Source organism: Niveispirillum sp. GW835-FHT14G11 (assembly GCF_058793615.1).
The window spans coordinates 351,443-368,921 of record NZ_JBXAFZ010000004.1; the positions used below are offsets into that span (position 1 = coordinate 351,443).

General features: G+C 65.0%; 20 protein-coding genes. 13 read left to right on the forward strand and 7 right to left on the reverse strand.

The annotated features are described in order from the left end of the window. Window positions 1-24: 24 nt before the first annotated feature. The 6 genes from AC1Q7F_RS10210 to AC1Q7F_RS10235 all read left to right on the forward strand — a co-directional run bounded on the left by AC1Q7F_RS10210 (window position 25) and on the right by AC1Q7F_RS10235 (window position 6,229). Entirely contained in the window at window positions 25-2,475 is a 2,451-nt protein-coding gene (locus tag AC1Q7F_RS10210; protein ID WP_492506334.1) for a circularly permuted type 2 ATP-grasp protein, read from the forward strand. Then, window positions 2,453-3,427 carry a transglutaminase family protein gene (locus AC1Q7F_RS10215; RefSeq protein ID WP_492506336.1) on the forward strand — a complete coding sequence of 325 codons (975 nt, stop codon included), beginning with the start codon at window positions 2,453-2,455 and terminating at the stop codon, window positions 3,425-3,427. The genes AC1Q7F_RS10210 and AC1Q7F_RS10215 overlap by 23 nt, the downstream gene beginning before the upstream one ends. A 38-nt stretch (window positions 3,428-3,465) precedes the next feature. Continuing rightward, window positions 3,466-3,891 (forward strand): hypothetical protein, encoded by a 426-nt coding sequence (locus tag AC1Q7F_RS10220; RefSeq protein ID WP_492506338.1) that lies wholly within the window; start codon window positions 3,466-3,468, stop codon window positions 3,889-3,891. 99 nt (window positions 3,892-3,990) lie between these two features. Further along, window positions 3,991-5,529 carry a helicase HerA domain-containing protein gene (locus AC1Q7F_RS10225; protein ID WP_492506340.1) on the forward strand — a complete coding sequence of 513 codons (1,539 nt, stop codon included), beginning with the start codon at window positions 3,991-3,993 and terminating at the stop codon, window positions 5,527-5,529. A 72-nt stretch (window positions 5,530-5,601) separates the two neighbouring features. Continuing rightward, window positions 5,602-5,808 carry a cold-shock protein gene (locus AC1Q7F_RS10230; protein WP_492506341.1) on the forward strand — a complete coding sequence of 69 codons (207 nt, stop codon included), beginning with the start codon at window positions 5,602-5,604 and terminating at the stop codon, window positions 5,806-5,808. 154 nt (window positions 5,809-5,962) lie between these two features. Continuing rightward, complete coding sequence (locus AC1Q7F_RS10235) at window positions 5,963-6,229, forward strand: hypothetical protein (RefSeq protein WP_492506343.1); 267 nt, start codon at window positions 5,963-5,965, stop codon at window positions 6,227-6,229. Between the two features lie 90 nt (window positions 6,230-6,319). On the opposite strand, the gene AC1Q7F_RS10240 is transcribed toward AC1Q7F_RS10235, so the two are convergent. Beyond that, entirely contained in the window at window positions 6,320-7,000 is a 681-nt protein-coding gene (locus AC1Q7F_RS10240) for a nuclease-related domain-containing protein (RefSeq protein WP_492506345.1), read from the reverse strand. Between the two features lie 183 nt (window positions 7,001-7,183). Here AC1Q7F_RS10240 and AC1Q7F_RS10245 point away from each other — a divergent pair, with 183 nt between their 5' ends. Together AC1Q7F_RS10245 and AC1Q7F_RS10250 are read left to right on the forward strand one after the other, a co-directional pair. Further along, window positions 7,184-8,386 (forward strand): pyridoxal phosphate-dependent aminotransferase, encoded by a 1,203-nt coding sequence (locus AC1Q7F_RS10245; protein WP_492506347.1) that lies wholly within the window; start codon window positions 7,184-7,186, stop codon window positions 8,384-8,386. Between the two features lie 124 nt (window positions 8,387-8,510). After that, window positions 8,511-9,065, forward strand: coding sequence for an NMCC_0638 family (lipo)protein (locus AC1Q7F_RS10250; protein WP_492506349.1), 555 nt, complete (start codon window positions 8,511-8,513; stop codon window positions 9,063-9,065). Between the two features lie 26 nt (window positions 9,066-9,091). On the opposite strand, the gene AC1Q7F_RS10255 is transcribed toward AC1Q7F_RS10250, so the two are convergent. Further along, a complete protein-coding gene (locus AC1Q7F_RS10255) occupies window positions 9,092-9,325 on the reverse strand; it encodes a hypothetical protein (protein WP_492506351.1) in 234 nt (77 codons plus the stop codon). Window positions 9,326-9,423: 98 nt separating this feature from the next. On the opposite strand from AC1Q7F_RS10255, the gene AC1Q7F_RS10260 reads away from it, so the two are divergent. The 4 genes from AC1Q7F_RS10260 (at window position 9,424) to rlmH (ending at window position 12,267) form a co-directional block, all read left to right on the forward strand. Continuing rightward, the gene (locus AC1Q7F_RS10260; RefSeq protein ID WP_492506353.1) at window positions 9,424-10,698 is read left to right on the forward strand and encodes a glutamate-5-semialdehyde dehydrogenase; all 1,275 of its coding nucleotides are present in this window, start codon (window positions 9,424-9,426) and stop codon (window positions 10,696-10,698) included. A gap of 88 nt (window positions 10,699-10,786) precedes the next feature. Further along, window positions 10,787-11,356, forward strand: coding sequence for a nicotinate-nucleotide adenylyltransferase (locus tag AC1Q7F_RS10265; RefSeq protein ID WP_492506354.1), 570 nt, complete (start codon window positions 10,787-10,789; stop codon window positions 11,354-11,356). Between the two features lie 36 nt (window positions 11,357-11,392). Further along, window positions 11,393-11,809, forward strand: coding sequence for a ribosome silencing factor (gene rsfS, locus AC1Q7F_RS10270; RefSeq protein ID WP_492506356.1), 417 nt, complete (start codon window positions 11,393-11,395; stop codon window positions 11,807-11,809). Next, window positions 11,809-12,267 (forward strand): 23S rRNA (pseudouridine(1915)-N(3))-methyltransferase RlmH, encoded by a 459-nt coding sequence (gene rlmH, locus AC1Q7F_RS10275; RefSeq protein WP_492506358.1) that lies wholly within the window; start codon window positions 11,809-11,811, stop codon window positions 12,265-12,267. Before rsfS ends, rlmH begins: the two co-directional genes overlap by 1 nt. 26 nt (window positions 12,268-12,293) lie before the next feature. Here rlmH and AC1Q7F_RS10280 read toward each other — a convergent pair whose 3' ends face one another. From AC1Q7F_RS10280 to AC1Q7F_RS10295, 4 genes are all read right to left on the reverse strand, one after another. Beyond that, entirely contained in the window at window positions 12,294-13,121 is an 828-nt protein-coding gene (locus tag AC1Q7F_RS10280; RefSeq protein WP_492506360.1) for a hypothetical protein, read from the reverse strand. Window positions 13,122-13,211: 90 nt separating this feature from the next. Then, window positions 13,212-13,970 carry an ABC transporter ATP-binding protein gene (locus tag AC1Q7F_RS10285; protein WP_492506362.1) on the reverse strand — a complete coding sequence of 253 codons (759 nt, stop codon included), beginning with the start codon at window positions 13,968-13,970 and terminating at the stop codon, window positions 13,212-13,214. Further along, complete coding sequence (locus AC1Q7F_RS10290; RefSeq protein ID WP_492506364.1) at window positions 13,967-14,725, reverse strand: ABC transporter permease; 759 nt, start codon at window positions 14,723-14,725, stop codon at window positions 13,967-13,969. The genes AC1Q7F_RS10285 and AC1Q7F_RS10290 overlap by 4 nt, the downstream gene beginning before the upstream one ends. Before the next feature lie 159 nt (window positions 14,726-14,884). Next, on the reverse strand, window positions 14,885-15,898 hold the full coding sequence (locus AC1Q7F_RS10295) for an ABC transporter substrate-binding protein (protein WP_492506366.1): 1,014 nt from the start codon (window positions 15,896-15,898) through the stop codon (window positions 14,885-14,887). 490 nt (window positions 15,899-16,388) lie between these two features. Between AC1Q7F_RS10295 and AC1Q7F_RS10300 the strand changes: the two genes are divergently transcribed. After that, a complete protein-coding gene (locus tag AC1Q7F_RS10300) occupies window positions 16,389-16,643 on the forward strand; it encodes a hypothetical protein (RefSeq protein WP_492506368.1) in 255 nt (84 codons plus the stop codon). Between the two features lie 10 nt (window positions 16,644-16,653). On the opposite strand, the gene AC1Q7F_RS10305 is transcribed toward AC1Q7F_RS10300, so the two are convergent. Next, window positions 16,654-17,448, reverse strand: coding sequence for an RNA methyltransferase (locus AC1Q7F_RS10305; RefSeq protein ID WP_492506370.1), 795 nt, complete (start codon window positions 17,446-17,448; stop codon window positions 16,654-16,656). Window positions 17,449-17,479: the final 31 nt, after the last annotated feature.

The following is a 17,479-nucleotide window of genomic DNA, read 5'->3' on the forward strand; positions in this document are numbered from 1 at the left end:
GCATCTGCGGAACCCTGGGACGAGATGGTCACGGGTGACGGACATGTGCGCGCGCACTGGCAATCCTTCATCTCATCGGGTGCTGCCGACAGCGCATCGATGGAGGAACGCTGGGACGCAGGCCGGCGGTTGCTGTTTCAGAACGGCGTGACCTATCACGCCTATGCCGATCCGCAGGGGGTGGACCGGCCGTGGCCGCTGGACCCGATCCCGCTGCTGATGCCGCAGTCGGAATGGCAGATGATCGCCGAAGGGCTGCGCCAGCGGGCCCGGTTGCTGGACCGGGTGCTGGGCGACCTTTACGGACCGCAGACCCTGCTCCGCGATGGCGTGCTGCCGCCGGCCCTGGTGCTGGGCGATCCGGGCTTCCTGCGCGCCTGCCACGGCATGGAACTGCCGCCGGGATCGCGCCTGACCCTGGTGGCCACCGACATGGTGCGCGACCGTGACGGCATCTGGCGTGTGCTGGCCAGCCGCACGCAGGCGCCCACCGGTTCCGGCTATACGCTGGAAAACCGGGTGGTGATGAGCCAGACGCTGGCCGAATCGTTCCGTGGCTGCAATGTCGAACGGCTGTCGCCCTTCTTCGAACAGCTGCGCCAGACCCTGATCAGCCTGGCCCCCCGCCGATCGGGGCCGGATGGCTGCCCGCGCCTGGTGCTGCTGACGCCAGGCCCGCTGAACGAAGCCTATTTCGAACATGCATTCATGGCCCGGCATCTGGGACTGACCCTGGTGGAAGGGGCTGACCTGACGGTGCGCGACCAGGCCGTGTACCTGAAGACGCTGGGCGGGCTGGAGCGGATCGACGTCATCCTGCGCCGCGTCGATGATGATTTCTGCGACCCGCTGGAACTGCGCCCCGACAGCGCCCTGGGCGTGGCCGGGCTGGTGGAGGCCGTGCGGGCCGGCAATGTCGCGGTCTGCAACAGCCTGGGCAGCGGCCTGACCGACAGTGTCGCCCTGATGCCCTGGATGGGCACGCTGACCCGGCACCTGCTGGGCGAAGCGCCGCTGCTGGCCGATGTGCCCAGCTATTGGGGCGGGGATGCGCGGCAGCGGGCGGAGATGGTGGCCGGGCTGGACCGGCTGGTGTTCCGGCCCGCCTATTCCTCCATGGGACACAAGACCACCTTCGGCCCGGAACTGGCTGCCACCGCACGGGCGGAACTGGCGGCCAGCCTGCGCCGCCGGCCGCAGGATTGGGTGGCGCAGGAGCCTGTCGTGCCGTCGACCGCCCCCGTCTGGCGCGATGGCAGGAAGGTGGCGCGACCCTTGGTGCTGCGCGCCTTCGCCTGTGCCACGCCGGATGGCGACTGGATGGTGATGCCGGGCGGTCTGGCCCGCATTTCCGCCGACGAGCGCTTCGCATCCGTGACATTGCAGACCGGTGCCGGGGCCAAGGATGTATGGATCGTGGGCGCCAGCATCGGCCAGCCGCAGCGGCGCCGGGGTACAACCGCCCTGATGCCGGATGGTGCAGGCGATGCCGGCCCCCGCGCCGGCGACCTGCCGTCACGCGCCGCCGACCATCTTTTCTGGGTCGGCCGCTATGCCGAACGTGCCGACGCCGCCGTGCGCACCCTGCGCGCCGCCGCGCGCCGCCTGTCCGACGATGCCCATCCGGGCGCGGAGGAGGAACTGGTGCCGTTGCTGCGCCTGATGGGATATGGCGGCATGATCCCGCAGGAGATTGCGGGCCTGCCGCAGGCCGATGCCGTACGCGGCATGCGCCAGGCGCTGGAGATCGTGGCCGATCCGGCCAATCCAGGCGGCATGCGCGCCACCATGGAACGGCTGCGCCGCGCCGCCGCCGGCGTGCGTGACCGGCTGCCGGGCGAGTTCAGCCGCGTGCTGACCGTGCTGGGCAATGTCGCCGCCAAGCCGATGAAGACCGACCCGGCCGGCATGCACCTGCATCTGGACGAGTTGTCGCGGCTGCTGGCCAGTCTGATCGGGCTGGAACTGGACGGCATGTCGCGCGGGCCAGCCTGGCGCTTCCTGGTGCTGGGACGGCGGCTGGAACGCGCCATCGGCATCGTCGGCGCCTTCAATGGCAGCGGGCTGGGGTCCGGCACGGCGGGAACGGTGGCGTCATTGTCCGTGCTGCTGGAACTGGCGGCGGCCGGCGCGGCCTATCGCGACCGCCACCCGGTGGGCATTCGGCGCGAACCGGTGCTGTCCTTGCTGCTGGCCGATGATGATCATCCGCGCTCCCTGGCCTTCCAGATCAAGACGGTACAGCGCCAGCTGCGCAGCCTGCCGCCCATCGGTGGCGACCTGCTGGAGGTCAGCCCCACCAAGCTGGCCCAGGATCTGCTGGAAACCGCCGCCCAAATGGTGGCCGACCCGCAACCCGCCCGCGACCCGACGGCACTGGCCGACCTGACCGACCGGCTGGGCCGGCTGCTTCCCGAAATCTCCAATCTGCTTTCCCAGGCCTATTTCAGCCATGTCTTTGCCCGCACGACGTAATGATAAGGTGGCCGAGGTGACGGCGGCGGCGATTGAAACGCCGAGCGGTCCCGTGCGCTATCATTGCCGGCACGTCACCCGGTACAGCTATGGCGATACCGTGACCAGCGCCCATATGCTGGCCCATCTGGCCCCCCGTGCCCATCCGCGCCAGACCAGCCACATGGCCACGCTTTCCATCCTGCCCTGGCCTGGCGTGGTGACGGAGCGGCATGACTGGTTCGGCAATCCCGCCACCTATGCCGCCCTGCACACACCCCACCGCGAGCTGGTGGTGACGGCGGAGATCGAACTGACAGTGGAGCCGCCGCCGCCCTTCACCCCCGCCGCCACGCCCCCCTGGGAGGAAGTGGCGGCCCTGGCCGCCACACAGGCTGAGACCGCGGAATTCGTGCGCCCGTCGGCGCGGGTGCCGCTGGCGGACACCTCCCTGACTCTGTTCGGCGCCACCTTCTTCCCCGGCGGACGGCCCGTGGGCGAAGGGGCCATGGACCTGACGAAGCGCATCCATGCCGATTTCAGCTTCGATCCCACGGCCACGACGATCAGCACGCCCATTTCGGAAGTGCTGACCAAGCGGCGCGGCGTCTGTCAGGATTTCGCGCATCTGATGATCGGCGCGCTGCGGGCCGTGGGCCTGCCGGCCCGCTATGTCTCCGGATATCTGCGCACCCGGCCGCCGCCGGGCAAGGAGAAACTGAAGGGTGCGGATGCCAGCCATGCCTGGGTCCAGGTCTGGTGCGGGCCGGATGAAGGCTGGATCGATCTGGATCCCACCAACGGGCGCCAGTGCGACACCGATCACCTGACGCTGGCCTGGGGCCGCGACTATGACGATGTCTGCCCGTTGCGCGGGGTCATCCTGGGCGGCGGCAGCCATGGGGTGCTGGTCGCCGTGGATGTGGAGCCGATGGACGACGGGAATGCACTTGCCAACCCGCAGTTGATATAATCTCCTGTCAGGGTCCCGTTTTCAGGAAGGACGCGACCATGCGAACGGCAGATTCGGCCATGTGGCTGATGGCATCGGTCTTTGCAGCCATCCTTCTCTGCGGGCCGGCCGGTGCCCAGCCATCAACCGCACCGGTGGACATGCTCGGCAAGATGCTGATGATCTCCAATGATGACGGCACCTCCGAACAGCGGTTCAAGGCCGACGGCTCCTACCTGTTGCAGCCCGTTGGCACGCTGGCGGTGCAGCGTCCCGGCGAGATCCGCAAGGGACGCTGGCGCATGGTGGCTGGTAACCTGCTATGTACACGACAGACGGAGCCCGCGCCGGCGGAAGAAAGCTGCCTGAACCTCTCCGGCCGCCGCGTGGGCGAAAGCTGGAGCTTCCTGGCCGTTCGCGGCGGGTTGACGCAGATGACCATCCTGGATGCGGATGGCGACAAGCCGGCGGATGCCGAGTCATGAGGCGTTGACCGCGGGCTGGTATAATCCGCAGGCGGGTTCCCTCCCCGCCCCAGCTGCGCTATAGAGCCGCTTCACGTCATTCAGCAGGATCGGTTCAGGATGCAGGTCGGCATCGATATGGGTTTGACGGCGGAAGGTCGCGCCGCCACGATGGACCTGGAGGAACTGCTGGCCACCCGCCTGCTGGTGCAGGGCAATTCCGGGTCGGGCAAATCCCATCTGCTGCGCCGCCTGCTGGAACAGTCCGCCCCCTGGGTGCAACAATGCGTCATTGATCCGGAGGGGGATTTCGTGACGCTGGCCGACAAGTTCGGCCATGTCGTCGTCGATGCCGCCCAGCATACCGAACAGAGCCTGCAGAAGGTGGCCGCCCGTGTGCGCCAGCACCGCGTCTCTGTGGTGTTGAGCCTGGAGGGGGCCGATATCGAAGGCCAGATGCGTCTGGCCGCCGCCTTCCTGGGCGGGCTGTTCGATGCGGAACGCGACCATTGGTACCCGATGCTGGTAGTGGTGGATGAGGCGCAGCTGTTCGCACCCGCCGCCGCAGGGGAGGTGTCGGACGAGGCGCGCAAGGCCAGCCTGGGCGCGATGACCAACCTGATGTGCCGGGGTCGCAAGCGCGGCCTGGCCGGCATCATCGCCACCCAGCGCCTGGCCAAGCTGGCCAAGAATGTGGCCGCCGAGGCCAGCAACTTCCTGATGGGCCGCACCTTCCTGGATATCGACATGGCGCGCGCATCCGACCTGCTGGGCATGGAGCGGCGGCAGGCGGAGATGTTCCGCGATCTGCAGCGCGGGCATTTCGTGGCCTTGGGCCCGGCATTGTCGCGCCGGCCCCTGCCCATCAAGGTGGGGGCGGTGGAGACGGCGGGACGCGGTGGCAGCCCCAAACTGATGCCCCTGCCCGATCAGGCGCCGGTCGATGCCCGCGACCTGATCCTGACACCATCGGCCGACGAGCTGTCGGCCCCTGCGCCCCTGCGCCGCGCCCCACCCCCGCCGCCGGCCGACATCAACGCCGCCTTGCGCCTGGCCGGGCAGCGACAGGCGGAGATGGCGGCCACTGCCGCGCTGAACCCCGAACCGTCGCTGTTCGAGGCGGCGGAGAATGACGAAAAGCTGGACGATGTGCTGCGCCAGGTCCTGTCCGATCCGGACGCAGCCTTTCGCACCGATGCCGTGCTGTACCAGGATTTCCTGGTCCGCTGCCGCATCCACCGGCTGCGCGGGGAGACGCTGGACATGCCGGCCTTCCGGCGCCGCCTGTCGGTGATCCGCGCCGGCGTGGATGCCGAGGGGGCCGACGATCCCGCCTGGACAGAGGCAGAAAAGGCCGCCAAGACCCTGCCGGAGGATATGCAGGGCGTGTTCCTGCTGCTGGCCCGGGCCGCCCTGGCCAAGGCGCCCTGTCCTTCGGACGCCGACGTGGCACGGGCCTGCGGCAGCCGCTCGCCCGGCCGGGCGCGCCGCCTGCTCACCTATATGGAACAGCGCGGGGTCATTGTGCAGCGGACCCTGATCGGGGGATTGCGGTCGATCAGCGTGCCGCATCTGGGCCAGGAGACGGCGGCGGGCGATCCCAATGCGCCGGACCCGCTGGACAATGCCGAGGGCGACCTGCTGGCGGGGGCGGGTTAAGGTCCCTTGCATTCGGGGGCGCGAATGGCCATGTTCGCGGCCAGCAATATGACAGCGCCAGGGAGAGCGTCCATGCCCGCGGGCAACGTCAAATGGTTCAACAGCGCCAAGGGCTATGGCTTCATCACGCCCGAGGATGGCGGCGAGGATGTGTTCGTCCATATCAACGCCGTCCAATATGCCGGCCTGTCCACCCTGAAGGAGGGGCAGTGGCTGCAATATGAGGTCGAGATCAACCGCAAGACCCGCAAGCCGCAGGCCATCAATCTGCGCAATTGAGCGGTTGTGCCGACCGGATGGGCCGGGCAAGCTGGACAGCACTGATGCCGGTGCCGACAAGCAAAAGCTTGCGCCGCCGCCATTCGATGGTATGAAGCGGCCAGTTGCAGGGGGTAGCACCCCGAAATCCCAAGTCATTTTAAGGAACGGACCCATGTCCACACTTCACAAGCAGGCAATGGAAGCCGTCCTGAAGGCCGCCGAGATGGATATTCTCGGCACCCTGGAAGAGCAGGACATCAAGGACCGGTACAGCGAGGAAGGCGATCAGACCGCCCTGGACGTCGCCATCCTGCACGGCTACCGCGTCTTCATGCGCATCTGCGAGGCCAACGGCCTGCAGGCCGACGCCGAACTGTTCGCGGAAATGGCCGGCGAACTGGCCGATGACATCGCCCAGGATGGCGGCGAGACGGAGTGAGGCGGGGTATCGCTTCACAACAGGGGCATTGGAAATTGCCCCCTTCCCCGTCACCCGGCTTGCCAGCGGGACGACGGGGAAAGGGGTTCCTCACCCCGCCCGGCGCTTGCCTTCATTGCTGTTGCTTCCCGATGCCCCATTGCCCTGGCGCAGCGCCACGGACAGGCTTTCCCAGGCGGCGTCCATGGCCTGCTGGGGGGTGCCGTCCTCCGCCGCCATCTCGCGGATCATCTTCACCAGATCGTCGGGCAGACAGGCGGTCTTCACCGCCCTTCCACCGAAATCCGCCTGACGCGGAAACACACACAGCACGCGCACCCGGATCAGTGGGAAGCGGCTGCGCACGGCGCTGATCAGCGGGTGGAGTTGGAGCACCGGATTGATGAAGGTACCCACCGTATGGTCGGCCTTCACATATTTCCACTGTCCGGCATTCTGGTTGCACCGCACCTGGCCCGCCACATCGGGTGGGGCGGAATTGATCAGCAGGATGCTGGCCGGCAGTCGCATGACATGATCGATGCGGATGGTGCCCGCCTTGCCGCCGCCCATCTTGATATCGTTCAGCATGGGGTATGAGAGTTCCTCAAGCTCGATCCGGCGCTTGAACAACTCGGCATTATATTGTTTCAGGGTGGGGGCCTTCAGTCGCTTCGGCTTCACCGAAAGCGCGAAGGTAATCACCAGCGTGATCACCACAAGGGTGATCGCCGCAAAGGTGATCAGGTCGACGACCGCGACCCCCAGCCATGTGGCAAGTTCCGTCAGCATGGTTGGGAAATAACCCAATATGGTCCCGATGTCACCCGTGCGCAGATTGTGATTGCGCCCGCCAGGCTGCCGCCACCCCTGCCCAAAACGCGGTTGTCCTATAACAATCCCGAACTTGGCGACAATGATCGGCCGCTTTAAGGTCCCGCTCGGTCACAATGCATCCCAACCAGGGGAAAATAGATGTCGTTCCTTGCCGACCGCCTGTCCCGCATCAAGCCGTCGCCCACCATCGCGGTGACGAGCAAGGCCCGCGCGCTGAAAGCCGCCGGCCGCGATGTGATCGGCCTGGGTGCTGGCGAACCCGATTTTGATACGCCGGAAAATATCCGCGCCGCCGGCATCCGCGCCATCGAGACCGGCCAGACCCGTTACACCGACGTGGACGGCACGCCCGACCTGAAGAAGGCGATCTGCGCCAAGTTCGCGCGTGAGAACGGCCTGACCTATACCCCGGACCAGGTGACGGTCGGCGTGGGCGGCAAGCAGGTGCTGTACAATGCCCTGATGGCCACCCTGAATGCGGGCGACGAGGTGATCATCCCGGCCCCCTACTGGGTCTCCTATCCCGACATGGTGCTGCTGGCTGAGGGTACTCCCGTTTCCGTGGCCTGCCCGGCGGAAAACGGCTTCAAGCTGCTGCCGGCCGACCTGGAGGCCGCCATCACGCCCAAGACCAAGTGGCTGATCCTGAACAGCCCCTCCAACCCGACGGGGGCGGCCTATACGGGTGAGGAGCTGAAGGCGCTGGGTGCGGTGCTGCTGCGCCACCCGCAGGTCTTCGTCATGACCGACGACATGTATGAACATCTCGTCTTCGATGATTTCACCTTCACCACCATAGCCCAGGTCGTGCCGGAACTCTATGACCGCACCCTGACGGTCAATGGTGTGTCCAAGTCCTATTCGATGACCGGCTGGCGCATCGGCTACGCGGCGGGGCCGAAGGCCCTGATCAAGGCCATGGGCATCATCCAGAGCCAGTCGACCAGCAACCCGACCAGCATTTCCCAGGCCGCCGCCGTGGAGGCGCTGAACGGTCCGCAGGACTTCATCAAGGAGCGGGCATCCGTGTTCCAGGGCCGCCGCGATCTGGTGGTCTCCATGCTGAACCAGGCGGCCGGCCTGCATTGCCCGAACCCGGAAGGCGCCTTCTACGTCTACCCGTCCTGCGCCGGCACCATCGGCAAGACCGCCCCCACGGGCAAGGTCATCGAGACGGACGAGGATTTTGCGTCGGAGCTGCTGGAAGCGGAAGGCGTGGCGGTGGTGCATGGCGCCGCCTTCGGCCTATCGCCCTTCTTCCGCATCTCCTATGCCACCAGCAATGACGTGCTGGAAGAAGCCTGCACGCGCATCCAGCGGTTCTGCGGTAGTTTGAAGTAAGCATCCATAGCAAAAAAAGAGAATACCAAATAATAACTACCAGCCTGCTTGCCAAGTGTTGGCAGGCAGGCTATTTTTATATCAAATTCATAGGCACTTTAACCTAATAGACAGGAATTATATCATGAAATCACGATTTTCTCAATTAGTTCTGTGTATACTTCTTCTTCTATCAAACACAAGCCACGCGATTGACATAGATCAGCGTGCCACAGACGCCGCCGATGTGTTTAATGGCCTATGCATCCAAACTTTTATGAAAATAGAGGGAGACATCGACCCCAGGCGGTTTGCTATCGCTCGCATGGGGCCGAATGAAATTGCCAAGTGGCGTCCAACATTGCAGATGAAAACCGCGACGTGGATTGCTGGGTTTGGGAACGATGGCGAAATGATACTTTACTACGATCAGAAGGGTATATGCGCCGTTGAGGTTAAGCGCGCTGACCAGATGTCAATGGAGCAATCATTTGAAAGCAGGCTGAATGAATTTGCTGAAAAAAACAAATACATGGTAGAAAAGAAAAACACAGAGACAAAAAACATAAACGGCAACGATGTAAAATCAATATCATGGAACATAAATACACCTGAAGGTCTAGCACTTATAATGCTTACAACCAGTGCGTTGCAAAATGTTAGAGTTCAGCACTTCATCACAATTTCACTTCTCAGGTAAATTATATAAGCAAATATTGTTACCAGTCAAATCAACACATCCAGCAACCGCTGGAAATTCTGCTGGTCGGCCTTCATCACCGAGGCGCTGATGGTGGCTGTCACCTCAGCCTGTTTCACGTCCATGATCACGGCCGGATCAGCGTTGCCGCTGGCCACGACGGCGGCGGCGACAGCCAAGGCATCCTGCGCATCCTGGAAGCCTTCAAGGCCGGCGCGGGTCAGGTCGGGCGGGGTGCTGGGGATGGAACTGATCGACATGGGCGCCAGCATAGCATGGCCGGCATCAATCCGTCAGGGATGAAACCCCCGACCGGACGATGTAGGCTGCGTCCGCATTCGTAATGGGACAATCCGCCATGGACAGCATCGACCGCCAGGATATCGCCGAGATCATGGACGCGCTGGGCCGACGGGCCCGCACCGCCTCCGCGATTGTCGCCACGGCGCCAGCGGACGCGCGCAACAAGGCGCTGCGCGTGGCGGCATCCGCCCTGCGCGCCCGTATGGCCGATCTGCTGGCCGCTAATGCCATGGATATGGATGCGGCCACGCAGAAGGGCCTGTCGCCATCCATGCTGGATCGGCTGATGCTGAATCCAGCGCGGGTGGAGGCGATGGCCAAGGGGCTCGAGGACATCGCCGACCGTCCCGATCCGCTAGGGGCCGTGCTGGAACGCTGGGAACGGCCGAACGGCCTGATGTTCGCCAAGGTGCGCGTGCCGCTGGGCGTCATCGCCATCATCTTCGAAAGCCGGCCCAACGTGACGGCCGACGCCGGCGGCCTGTGCCTGAAATCCGGCAATGCCGCCATCCTGCGCGGCGGCTCGGAGAGCTTTCATTCCGCCCGTTGCATCCTGGCGGCCCTGCATGAAGGTCTGGACGCGGCCAGCCTGCCGCGTGATGCCATCCAGATGCCACCCACCACTGACCGTGCCGCCGTGGGCGAAATGCTGACCATGACGCGCTGGATCGACGTGGTTATCCCGCGCGGTGGCAAGTCGCTGACGGGCCGCGTGGCGGCGGAGAGCCGGGTGCCAGTGATCTATCACCTGGACGGCATCTGCCATGTCTATCTGGACAAGGCGGCCGATGCGGGCAAGGCGCGCAAAATCGTGCTGAACGCCAAGATGCGGCGCACGGGCATCTGCGGGGCGGCGGAAACGCTGCTGGTGCACAAGGATATCGTGGCGGCACAACTGCCCGCGATCCTGGACGATCTGATCCAGGCCGGGTGCGAAATCCGCGGCGACGCCACCGTGCAGGCGCTGGATGCACGGGTGAAGCCGGCCACGGATGAGGATTGGGACACCGAATATCTGGACGCCATCCTGTCGGTGAAGGTGGTTGATGACGTGGATGCGGCCATCGACCATATCGGCCGGCATGGCAGCCACCATACCGACAGTATCGTGACCGAGGACGCCGTGACCGCCGAGCGGTTCCTGGCCCGCGTCGACAGCGGCATCGTGCTGCTGAACGCCTCGACCCAGTTCGCCGATGGCGGGGAGTTCGGATTCGGTGCGGAGATCGGGATTTCCACGGGCAAGCTGCATGCGCGCGGGCCGGTGGGGGCCGAACAGCTGACCAGCTATAAGTACGTGGTGCGGGGCGATGGGCATACGCGGCCCTGACCGCCCCCCTGCCCTGCCCGCCGCGCATGGCGGCCGCTGTCCCACCCCGCCGAAGCCGGGGGCCGGGACCCTTTGGCGGGGGTTGCGCGTGGGCCTGCTGGGTGGGTCGTTCAACCCCGCGCATGAGGGCCACCGGCACATGTCGGAAATGGCGCTGCGCACCTTGAACCTGGATCAGGTCTGGTGGCTGGTCAGCCCGCAGAACCCGCTCAAGTCCTTGGACGGCATGGGGAAACTGGCAGACCGGCTGGCGGCTGCGCGCAGGGTCGCCAACCATCCGCGCATCGTGGTCAGTGATATCGAGACGCGGCTGGGAACCCGCTATACGGTGGATACGCTGGCGGCGTTGAAAGGGCGTTTTCCGCGGACGAAATTCGTCTGGCTGATGGGGGCGGACAATCTGGAACAGGTGTCGCGCTGGCGCCACTGGACGCGGATATTCGACAGCGTGCCGGTTGCGATCTTCCCCAGACATCCCTATTCTACGCTTGCGCTGGGCGGCAAGGCTTCCCGGCGTTTTGCCATTGCGCGTGTGGATACGCGGCAAGCGGGCGGCCTGGCCGACCTGAAGCCGCCGGTCTGGGTCTTCCTGGACGTGCCCCTGCACCCCGCTTCGGCGACGGCGATCCGGCAGGGGCTGGGTGCCACAGGTCCTTGAGGAATGAAGTCGGTGAACCAGATCGTGAGTGCAGAGATGACCCCCCAACCGGCCGACGGCGTGATCGCCGTGAACGATATGCCGGAGCGCACCCTTGAACTGATCCTGTCCGTGCTGGAAGAGGATCTGGCCGAGGACACGATCACCATCGACCTGCGCGGCAAGACCAGCATGGCAGATTACCTGGTCATCACCACGGGCAAGTCGGCCCGCCAGGTGGGCGCCATGGCCGACCACGTGACCCGTCGCCTGCGTGACCTGGGCATCCATGCCGGCAATCCGGAAGGCTATCCGCAATGCGACTGGGTGCTGGTCGATAGCGGCGACGTCATCATCCACCTGTTCCGCCCGGAAGTGCGCGCCTTCTATTGCCTGGAGAAGATGTGGGGCATGGAGCCGCCGGCGTCGCTGAAGGCCCTGACAGCCGGGTTCGATGGCGGGCCCGCGCAGTAATGCGCGTCTGGCTGGCCGCCGTCGGCAAGGCCAAGCCCGGGCCGGCGCGCGACCTGTTCGAGGAATACAAGGCCCGCCTCACCTGGCCGTTCCAGCTGCGCGAGGTTGAGACCAAGAAGCGGCTGGAAGGCGAGGAGTTGAAGCGTGCGGAGGCTGAGCTGCTGCTGGCCGCTATCCCGCTGGGGGCGACCATCGTGGCGCTGGATGAACGTGGCCGCATGATGGGGTCGGAGGATTTCGCTGCCCGCATGGGCCAGTGGCGCGACGCCGCCGTGGGCGACCTCGCCTTCATCATCGGTGGCGCCGACGGGCTGGATGCATCGGTGCGGCAGAAGGCGGCCCTGGTCCTGGCCTTCAGCCCCATGACCTGGCCGCACATGATGGTACGCGGCATGCTGGCCGAGCAGGTGTACCGCGCCCAGCAGATCCTGGCGGGTCATCCCTATCATCGGGTGTGAGGGGACTTCCGCCCCCTCATCATCCTCTATCCGAAATATCCCGTATCCACATCGGCGATCAGGCCGATCAGGCCGTAATCCAGGACCTGATCGTGGAAGTTCTGCAGGCTGTAGGTCGCCACATCACCCTGCAAATCGGTGATGGTCACCACACGCGTATCCACGTCGATCACCACGGTGCTGTCCACGGCCACACCGTCGGCGGTCGTGCCCTCCACCGTCAGGGTCTGGGTATCGCCATCGCGGATCAGCGAATAATCCAGCGTGCCGGTGTCGCCATCGGCCTGGACCAGGGTGAACTGGCCGGTCAGCCCATCTTCACCCCGTGCCTGCACGAAGGTGGAATGGTCGCCGTCGGCCGCCACCGTGTCCACCGTGCGGGTGCCGGTATCCAGGTCGATAGTGGTCGTGGTGGTGCCCTTGTCGCTGGTCACCACGGTCTGAATGCTGGTGTCGTCCAGATGCGTGACCTGCGTCGTCACCACCGACACGGTTCCGTCGGCGGCGGTGCGGGTGGTGGTCGTGGTCTGGCTGTCCTCACCGCGCACCCGGTCCACCACCAGGCTGGACCCGTCATCGAAGCTGATGGTCGTGGTGGCGCCACTGTCGGTGCGCACCGTTTCGCTGCTGGTGATGGCGGGGCGATCGGTGCTGGGGGCCTCCCCCTCCGCGGCCTCGCCCGATGCCTCGTCGGCCAGCAGGTCGAGAAGGTTGAGGCGGTCGATACCTTCGGCCAAGGGCTGGTGCAGACCGATATGGCCCAGCGCGATGGTCTGGACCGTGCCGGGGCCCTGCTGCTGACGAGCGGTGGAAGAAAGGACGGTGCTGCCGACTGGGGAGGGTCGGAACGCCATGGTAACCTCCGTAGAAGAGCGTGACAGGACGCCATGGGGCGGCGCCTCTCCCTTCCACGGAAAGTTAAGCGACTTGCTGTCGCGTGACTATTAAATACCCTCGCCCGCCTCCACGACACCGGACAAGCGGTCACGGATGGCATTGGCGGTGGTCCGGGCAGCCACATCGTCGCGCCGGCGCGGGCGGGTGGCGTCGATACAATCGGTGGAGCGCACGCCGGCCGGGCTGCCAGCCAGCAGGATGACGCGGTCCGCCAGATACACCGCCTCGTCAATATCGTGAGTGACGAACAGGATGGTCTTGCCCGTGCGCTGCCACAGATCCACCAGCTCGTCCTGCAAACCCTGGCGGGTGATGGCGTCAAGCGCGCCGAACGGCTCATCCATCATCAGCAGGTCGGGATCGACGGCCAACGCGCGGGCGATGGCGACGCGCTGGCGCTGCCCGCCCGACAATTGGTGCGGCCAGCGGTCGGCCTTGTCGCCCAGCCCCACCAGATCCAGCGCGTCGAGCGCACGGCGGCGCTTGTCGGCCTTGGACAGGCCCAACCCCTCCAGCCCGAATTCCACATTCTTCACAACCCGGCGCCAGGGCAGCAGGCGCGCATCCTGGAACACCAGGGCATAGGGGCGGCGGCCCGGCGTTTCAGGATTGTCGCGGGTCACCGCGCCGGAGGTCGGTTTCACCAGGCCGGCGATGACGCGCAGCAAGGTGGACTTGCCCACGCCGGACGCACCCACGACGGCCACGAACTCCCCATCCGCGATGTCGAGATGGAAATCCTTCAGGACGATGGTGCGGCCGCGGTCGCTGTCGAAAGACAGCGTCAGGTCCTTGATCGAGATCATGCTTTCCACGCCAGCAAACGGTCACGCAGGGCCACGAAGCCCGCATCCACCACGCCATAGAGCAACGCCATGGTGATCATGTAGACGACGACGATATCGGTGGCCAGCAGCGACGATGCCTGCATCATGCGCTGCCCCAACCCGGCCACGCCGAACAGTTCCGCCGCCACCACCGCCATCCAGGCCTGCCCCAGGCCGGTGCGCAGGCCCGCCATGATCGGCTGTACCGAGGCCGGCAGGATCACCTTGAACAGTTTGGCCACAGGCGATCGGTGACCGAAAGCGTCAGCCAGTTCGATCAGGTCGCGATCAACGGCCTGCACGGCGCTCAGCGCGGAAAAGTAATTGATCCAGAAGACACCGACAATGATGATGAAATTGGCGGCCATGGGCGACACCCCGAACCAGATGATGGCGAACGGCACCCAGGCCAGGCCCGGAATGGGGCGCAGCAGGCGCACGACCCAGTTCGTCATATCCTCCAGCGTGCGTGACATGCCGGTCACCACGCCCAGCGCCACGCCCAGGGCCGAGCCCAGCACCAGACCCGACACGTAATGCCGCAGGCTCTGCAGCACCGCGTCGCCCCAGGCGCCCGACTTCAGTTCCTGCCAGAAGCTGGCGGGGATCTCGCTGGGGGCCGGCAGCAGCATGGGTTTGACGATGCCCAGACGCGGCAGCGCCTCCCAAACGGCGAAGAACAGGATGACGCCGGCCAATGACAGGGACAGGCGGAGGGTACGCGAACGCGCCATGGGGATTGACCGGTGATTTGCACGAAGGCGCCAGGGGCGCGGAGGTGAATTCCACACAAAATGCGAACGGACGGCAAGGTTGATTTACGCAACCGTGCCGTCCGATGCGGGGGCTTGAAACCCCGGGTCAAGCCTGGGGCCTCAGCCTGGACCAGCCTGTTACTTCAGCTTCTGATAGTAGGACAGGTCGAAAATCTGCTCCACCGGCACCGCTTCCTTCACCGTGCCCAGCTTCACCTGATAATCCTGCACCAGGCCCGTCTCCTTCATGATCTTGGCCGGATCGGTGTTGAACTTCACGGCGGGTGATGCCAGTGCCTGCTCAATGATGGCGGTGGGGACCAGACCCTTGCCGATTGCTGATTCGATGGCGGCCACGGCCACCTTCTTGTCCTTGCGCAGGGTTTCGGTGGCCTTGGCGGTCAGTTCGACCAGCTTCTGGGCGATGTCGGGATGCTTGGCGGTGAAGTCGTCGGTCAGGGCGATGACGTTGCCGGGCTGGTTCTTCAGGATGTCCTGGCCATAGGCCAGCACCTTCACATCCTTGTTGCGGCCGGTGATGATGGTCAGCGCCGGCTCACGGATGATGGCGCCGTCAACGGCACCGGCCAGCAGGGCCTGCTGCGTGGCGTCGATACCCTGGGGCACCAGTTCCACATACTGCTTGTCGACCTTGGCCACTTCCCACAGCCAATATTGCAGGAAGGTGTTGGGGACCGAACCGGCGGGCTGCGTCGCCAGCTTCAGCGGGCGACCCAGCTTCTTGGACAGGGCCTCGATGGCCTGGGCGGGGGAACCCGGCGTCTTCGCCAGATCGCCACCGGCGGCGACCACCAGTTCCTCAATCGCGGTGGCGGCCACGACCTTGATGCCCACGCCCTTGCCACGCGCCACGATGACGGGAGCAACACCAGCGATATAGGCATCCAGCGTGCCCGACGCGACGGCCTGGATGGCGTTGGGGCCGCTGTCGAACTGCTTCAGCTGCAGATCGAAGCCGTTCTGAAGGTCCCAGCCCTGGTTATCGATGACGAAGGCCTGCGCCGCACCCAGCACGGGGATATAGCCGGCACGGACCACGACGGGATCGGCAGCCTGGGCGGAACCTGCGAAGGCCAGGCCCGTTAGGATGGTCGCGGCGGCAAGGCGGGTGGCAAAACGCTTAAGCGACATGGTGGACGGACTCCTTCGGGGCGTTGGTTCGGCATGTGCTGCCGTCAGGTGCAGGGTTTTACATCCAGAGCTTTTCGTCAATTGGAATTGTGGATTTCATGAAACAACATAAAACATGCGTGATATGTGGAATTGATCATGTTTCAATTCACGCAAAATGCCGCTTGACAGTGGCGGCCGGATCACCAAATCTGGCCCCAGGCCACATGGTCTGGCCTGACCCACCCCAGGGTCCGCGGGAATTTGACGAACAGCAGCTTGCGCCGCGTCATCAAACGCTAAAGCGCCACGAAGTCCCTTCGTGGTTTGGTTCAAACCATTGTAAAGGAAGGGCGAAATGGGCATTCATACCCTATCGGTAAAACACCGGACATCCCCCTGCGGCGGCTTGATGCGGCGCTGTTGACGCGGGCTTTTCCGCTGCAACCACCCTTCAGACGGACATTATACAGAGCGGCAATGTCATTTGCCGCGACGGGAGTGATTTGACATGACGAACCAGGCATTCAGCATCGAAACCAGCCGGCACGCCGCCGGCATCGCCGTGACCGATGGCCAGGGCTTCCGCTTCTTCTCCGCCCATCCGCTGTTCGCCGCCCTGGACGGGCGGCATTACAACAGTGTCGCTGCCGTGGAAAAAGCCGCCCGGCGACGCGAGAACGAGGCGCGGCCTGTCGACCGCCGCCAGGATAGCCGCGGGCAGATGTTCCGGTCCTGGGGATTGAAGGCCGATGCGGTGCTGTAAGGACGCGCCCTCACCCTTCCCCTTTATTGCGCTGCTTCTTGCGTCCCGCCAGTGCGGCGATGATGCCGTGGAAAGTCCGAACCTCCTGTTCCGTCATGGCACAGCGCTGCAGCGTATTGCGCACATTGCGGATCATGGAAGGGCGCTTGTCCGGATGGGTGTAGAACCCGGTCTGAGCCAATTCCCCTTCCAGATGGTCGAACAGGTTCTGCATGTCCGACTTGGTGGCGGGCTCCGACGCGCCGGTATGCAGATAGCGTTCCTCCGCCTCAAGCCCCGTCACCCACCATTCATAGGCGACCAGCAGCACCGCCTGACCCAAATTAAGCGACGAGAACCCAGGGTTCAGCGGCACGGAGATCAGCGTGTCGGACAGGGTGATGTCGTCATTGACCAGGCCCGTGCGCTCCGGCCCGAACATCAGGCCGATCTTGCGCCCGGCCGACCAATGGCCGCGCATCTCGTTGGCGGCCTCGCGCGCCGTGACCACGGGTTTCACCATGTCGCGCACGCGGGCGGCGGTGGAGAACACCTTGTGCAGGTCGGCGATGGCGGCTTCGGTACTGTCGAACACGCGGGCCTTGTCCAGCACCAGGGTGGCACCGGCCGACGCCGATACCGCCTTCTCGTTGGGCCAGCCGTCGCGGGGGGAAACAAGGCGCAGATCGGTCAGGCCGCAATTCAGCATGGCCCGCGCGCAGGCGCCGATATTCTCCCCCATCTGGGGCTGGATCAGAATGACGGCGGGGCCGTCCCCGTCCGCCTGCATCTTGGCCAGTTCGCGCTTGTTCGTCCCGCTCGACATCGTTGCCTGAATTCTCGAAATCCGACCTGAA

Coding starts and splice junctions, on each gene's coding strand:
- AC1Q7F_RS10210 (WP_492506334.1), top strand. CDS start 25: ATGGTCACGGGTGACGGACATGTGCGCGCGCACTGGCAATCCTTCATC.
- AC1Q7F_RS10215 (WP_492506336.1), top strand. CDS start 2,453: ATGTCTTTGCCCGCACGACGTAATGATAAGGTGGCCGAGGTGACGGCG.
- AC1Q7F_RS10220 (WP_492506338.1), top strand. CDS start 3,466: ATGCGAACGGCAGATTCGGCCATGTGGCTGATGGCATCGGTCTTTGCA.
- AC1Q7F_RS10225 (WP_492506340.1), top strand. CDS start 3,991: ATGCAGGTCGGCATCGATATGGGTTTGACGGCGGAAGGTCGCGCCGCC.
- AC1Q7F_RS10230 (WP_492506341.1), top strand. CDS start 5,602: ATGCCCGCGGGCAACGTCAAATGGTTCAACAGCGCCAAGGGCTATGGC.
- AC1Q7F_RS10235 (WP_492506343.1), top strand. CDS start 5,963: ATGTCCACACTTCACAAGCAGGCAATGGAAGCCGTCCTGAAGGCCGCC.
- AC1Q7F_RS10240 (WP_492506345.1), bottom strand. CDS start 7,000: ATGCTGACGGAACTTGCCACATGGCTGGGGGTCGCGGTCGTCGACCTG.
- AC1Q7F_RS10245 (WP_492506347.1), top strand. CDS start 7,184: ATGTCGTTCCTTGCCGACCGCCTGTCCCGCATCAAGCCGTCGCCCACC.
- AC1Q7F_RS10250 (WP_492506349.1), top strand. CDS start 8,511: ATGAAATCACGATTTTCTCAATTAGTTCTGTGTATACTTCTTCTTCTA.
- AC1Q7F_RS10255 (WP_492506351.1), bottom strand. CDS start 9,325: ATGTCGATCAGTTCCATCCCCAGCACCCCGCCCGACCTGACCCGCGCC.
- AC1Q7F_RS10260 (WP_492506353.1), top strand. CDS start 9,424: ATGGACAGCATCGACCGCCAGGATATCGCCGAGATCATGGACGCGCTG.
- rsfS (WP_492506356.1), top strand. CDS start 11,393: ATGACCCCCCAACCGGCCGACGGCGTGATCGCCGTGAACGATATGCCG.
- rlmH (WP_492506358.1), top strand. CDS start 11,809: ATGCGCGTCTGGCTGGCCGCCGTCGGCAAGGCCAAGCCCGGGCCGGCG.
- AC1Q7F_RS10280 (WP_492506360.1), bottom strand. CDS start 13,121: ATGGCGTTCCGACCCTCCCCAGTCGGCAGCACCGTCCTTTCTTCCACC.
- AC1Q7F_RS10285 (WP_492506362.1), bottom strand. CDS start 13,970: ATGATCTCGATCAAGGACCTGACGCTGTCTTTCGACAGCGACCGCGGC.
- AC1Q7F_RS10290 (WP_492506364.1), bottom strand. CDS start 14,725: ATGGCGCGTTCGCGTACCCTCCGCCTGTCCCTGTCATTGGCCGGCGTC.
- AC1Q7F_RS10295 (WP_492506366.1), bottom strand. CDS start 15,898: ATGTCGCTTAAGCGTTTTGCCACCCGCCTTGCCGCCGCGACCATCCTA.
- AC1Q7F_RS10300 (WP_492506368.1), top strand. CDS start 16,389: ATGACGAACCAGGCATTCAGCATCGAAACCAGCCGGCACGCCGCCGGC.
- AC1Q7F_RS10305 (WP_492506370.1), bottom strand. CDS start 17,448: ATGTCGAGCGGGACGAACAAGCGCGAACTGGCCAAGATGCAGGCGGAC.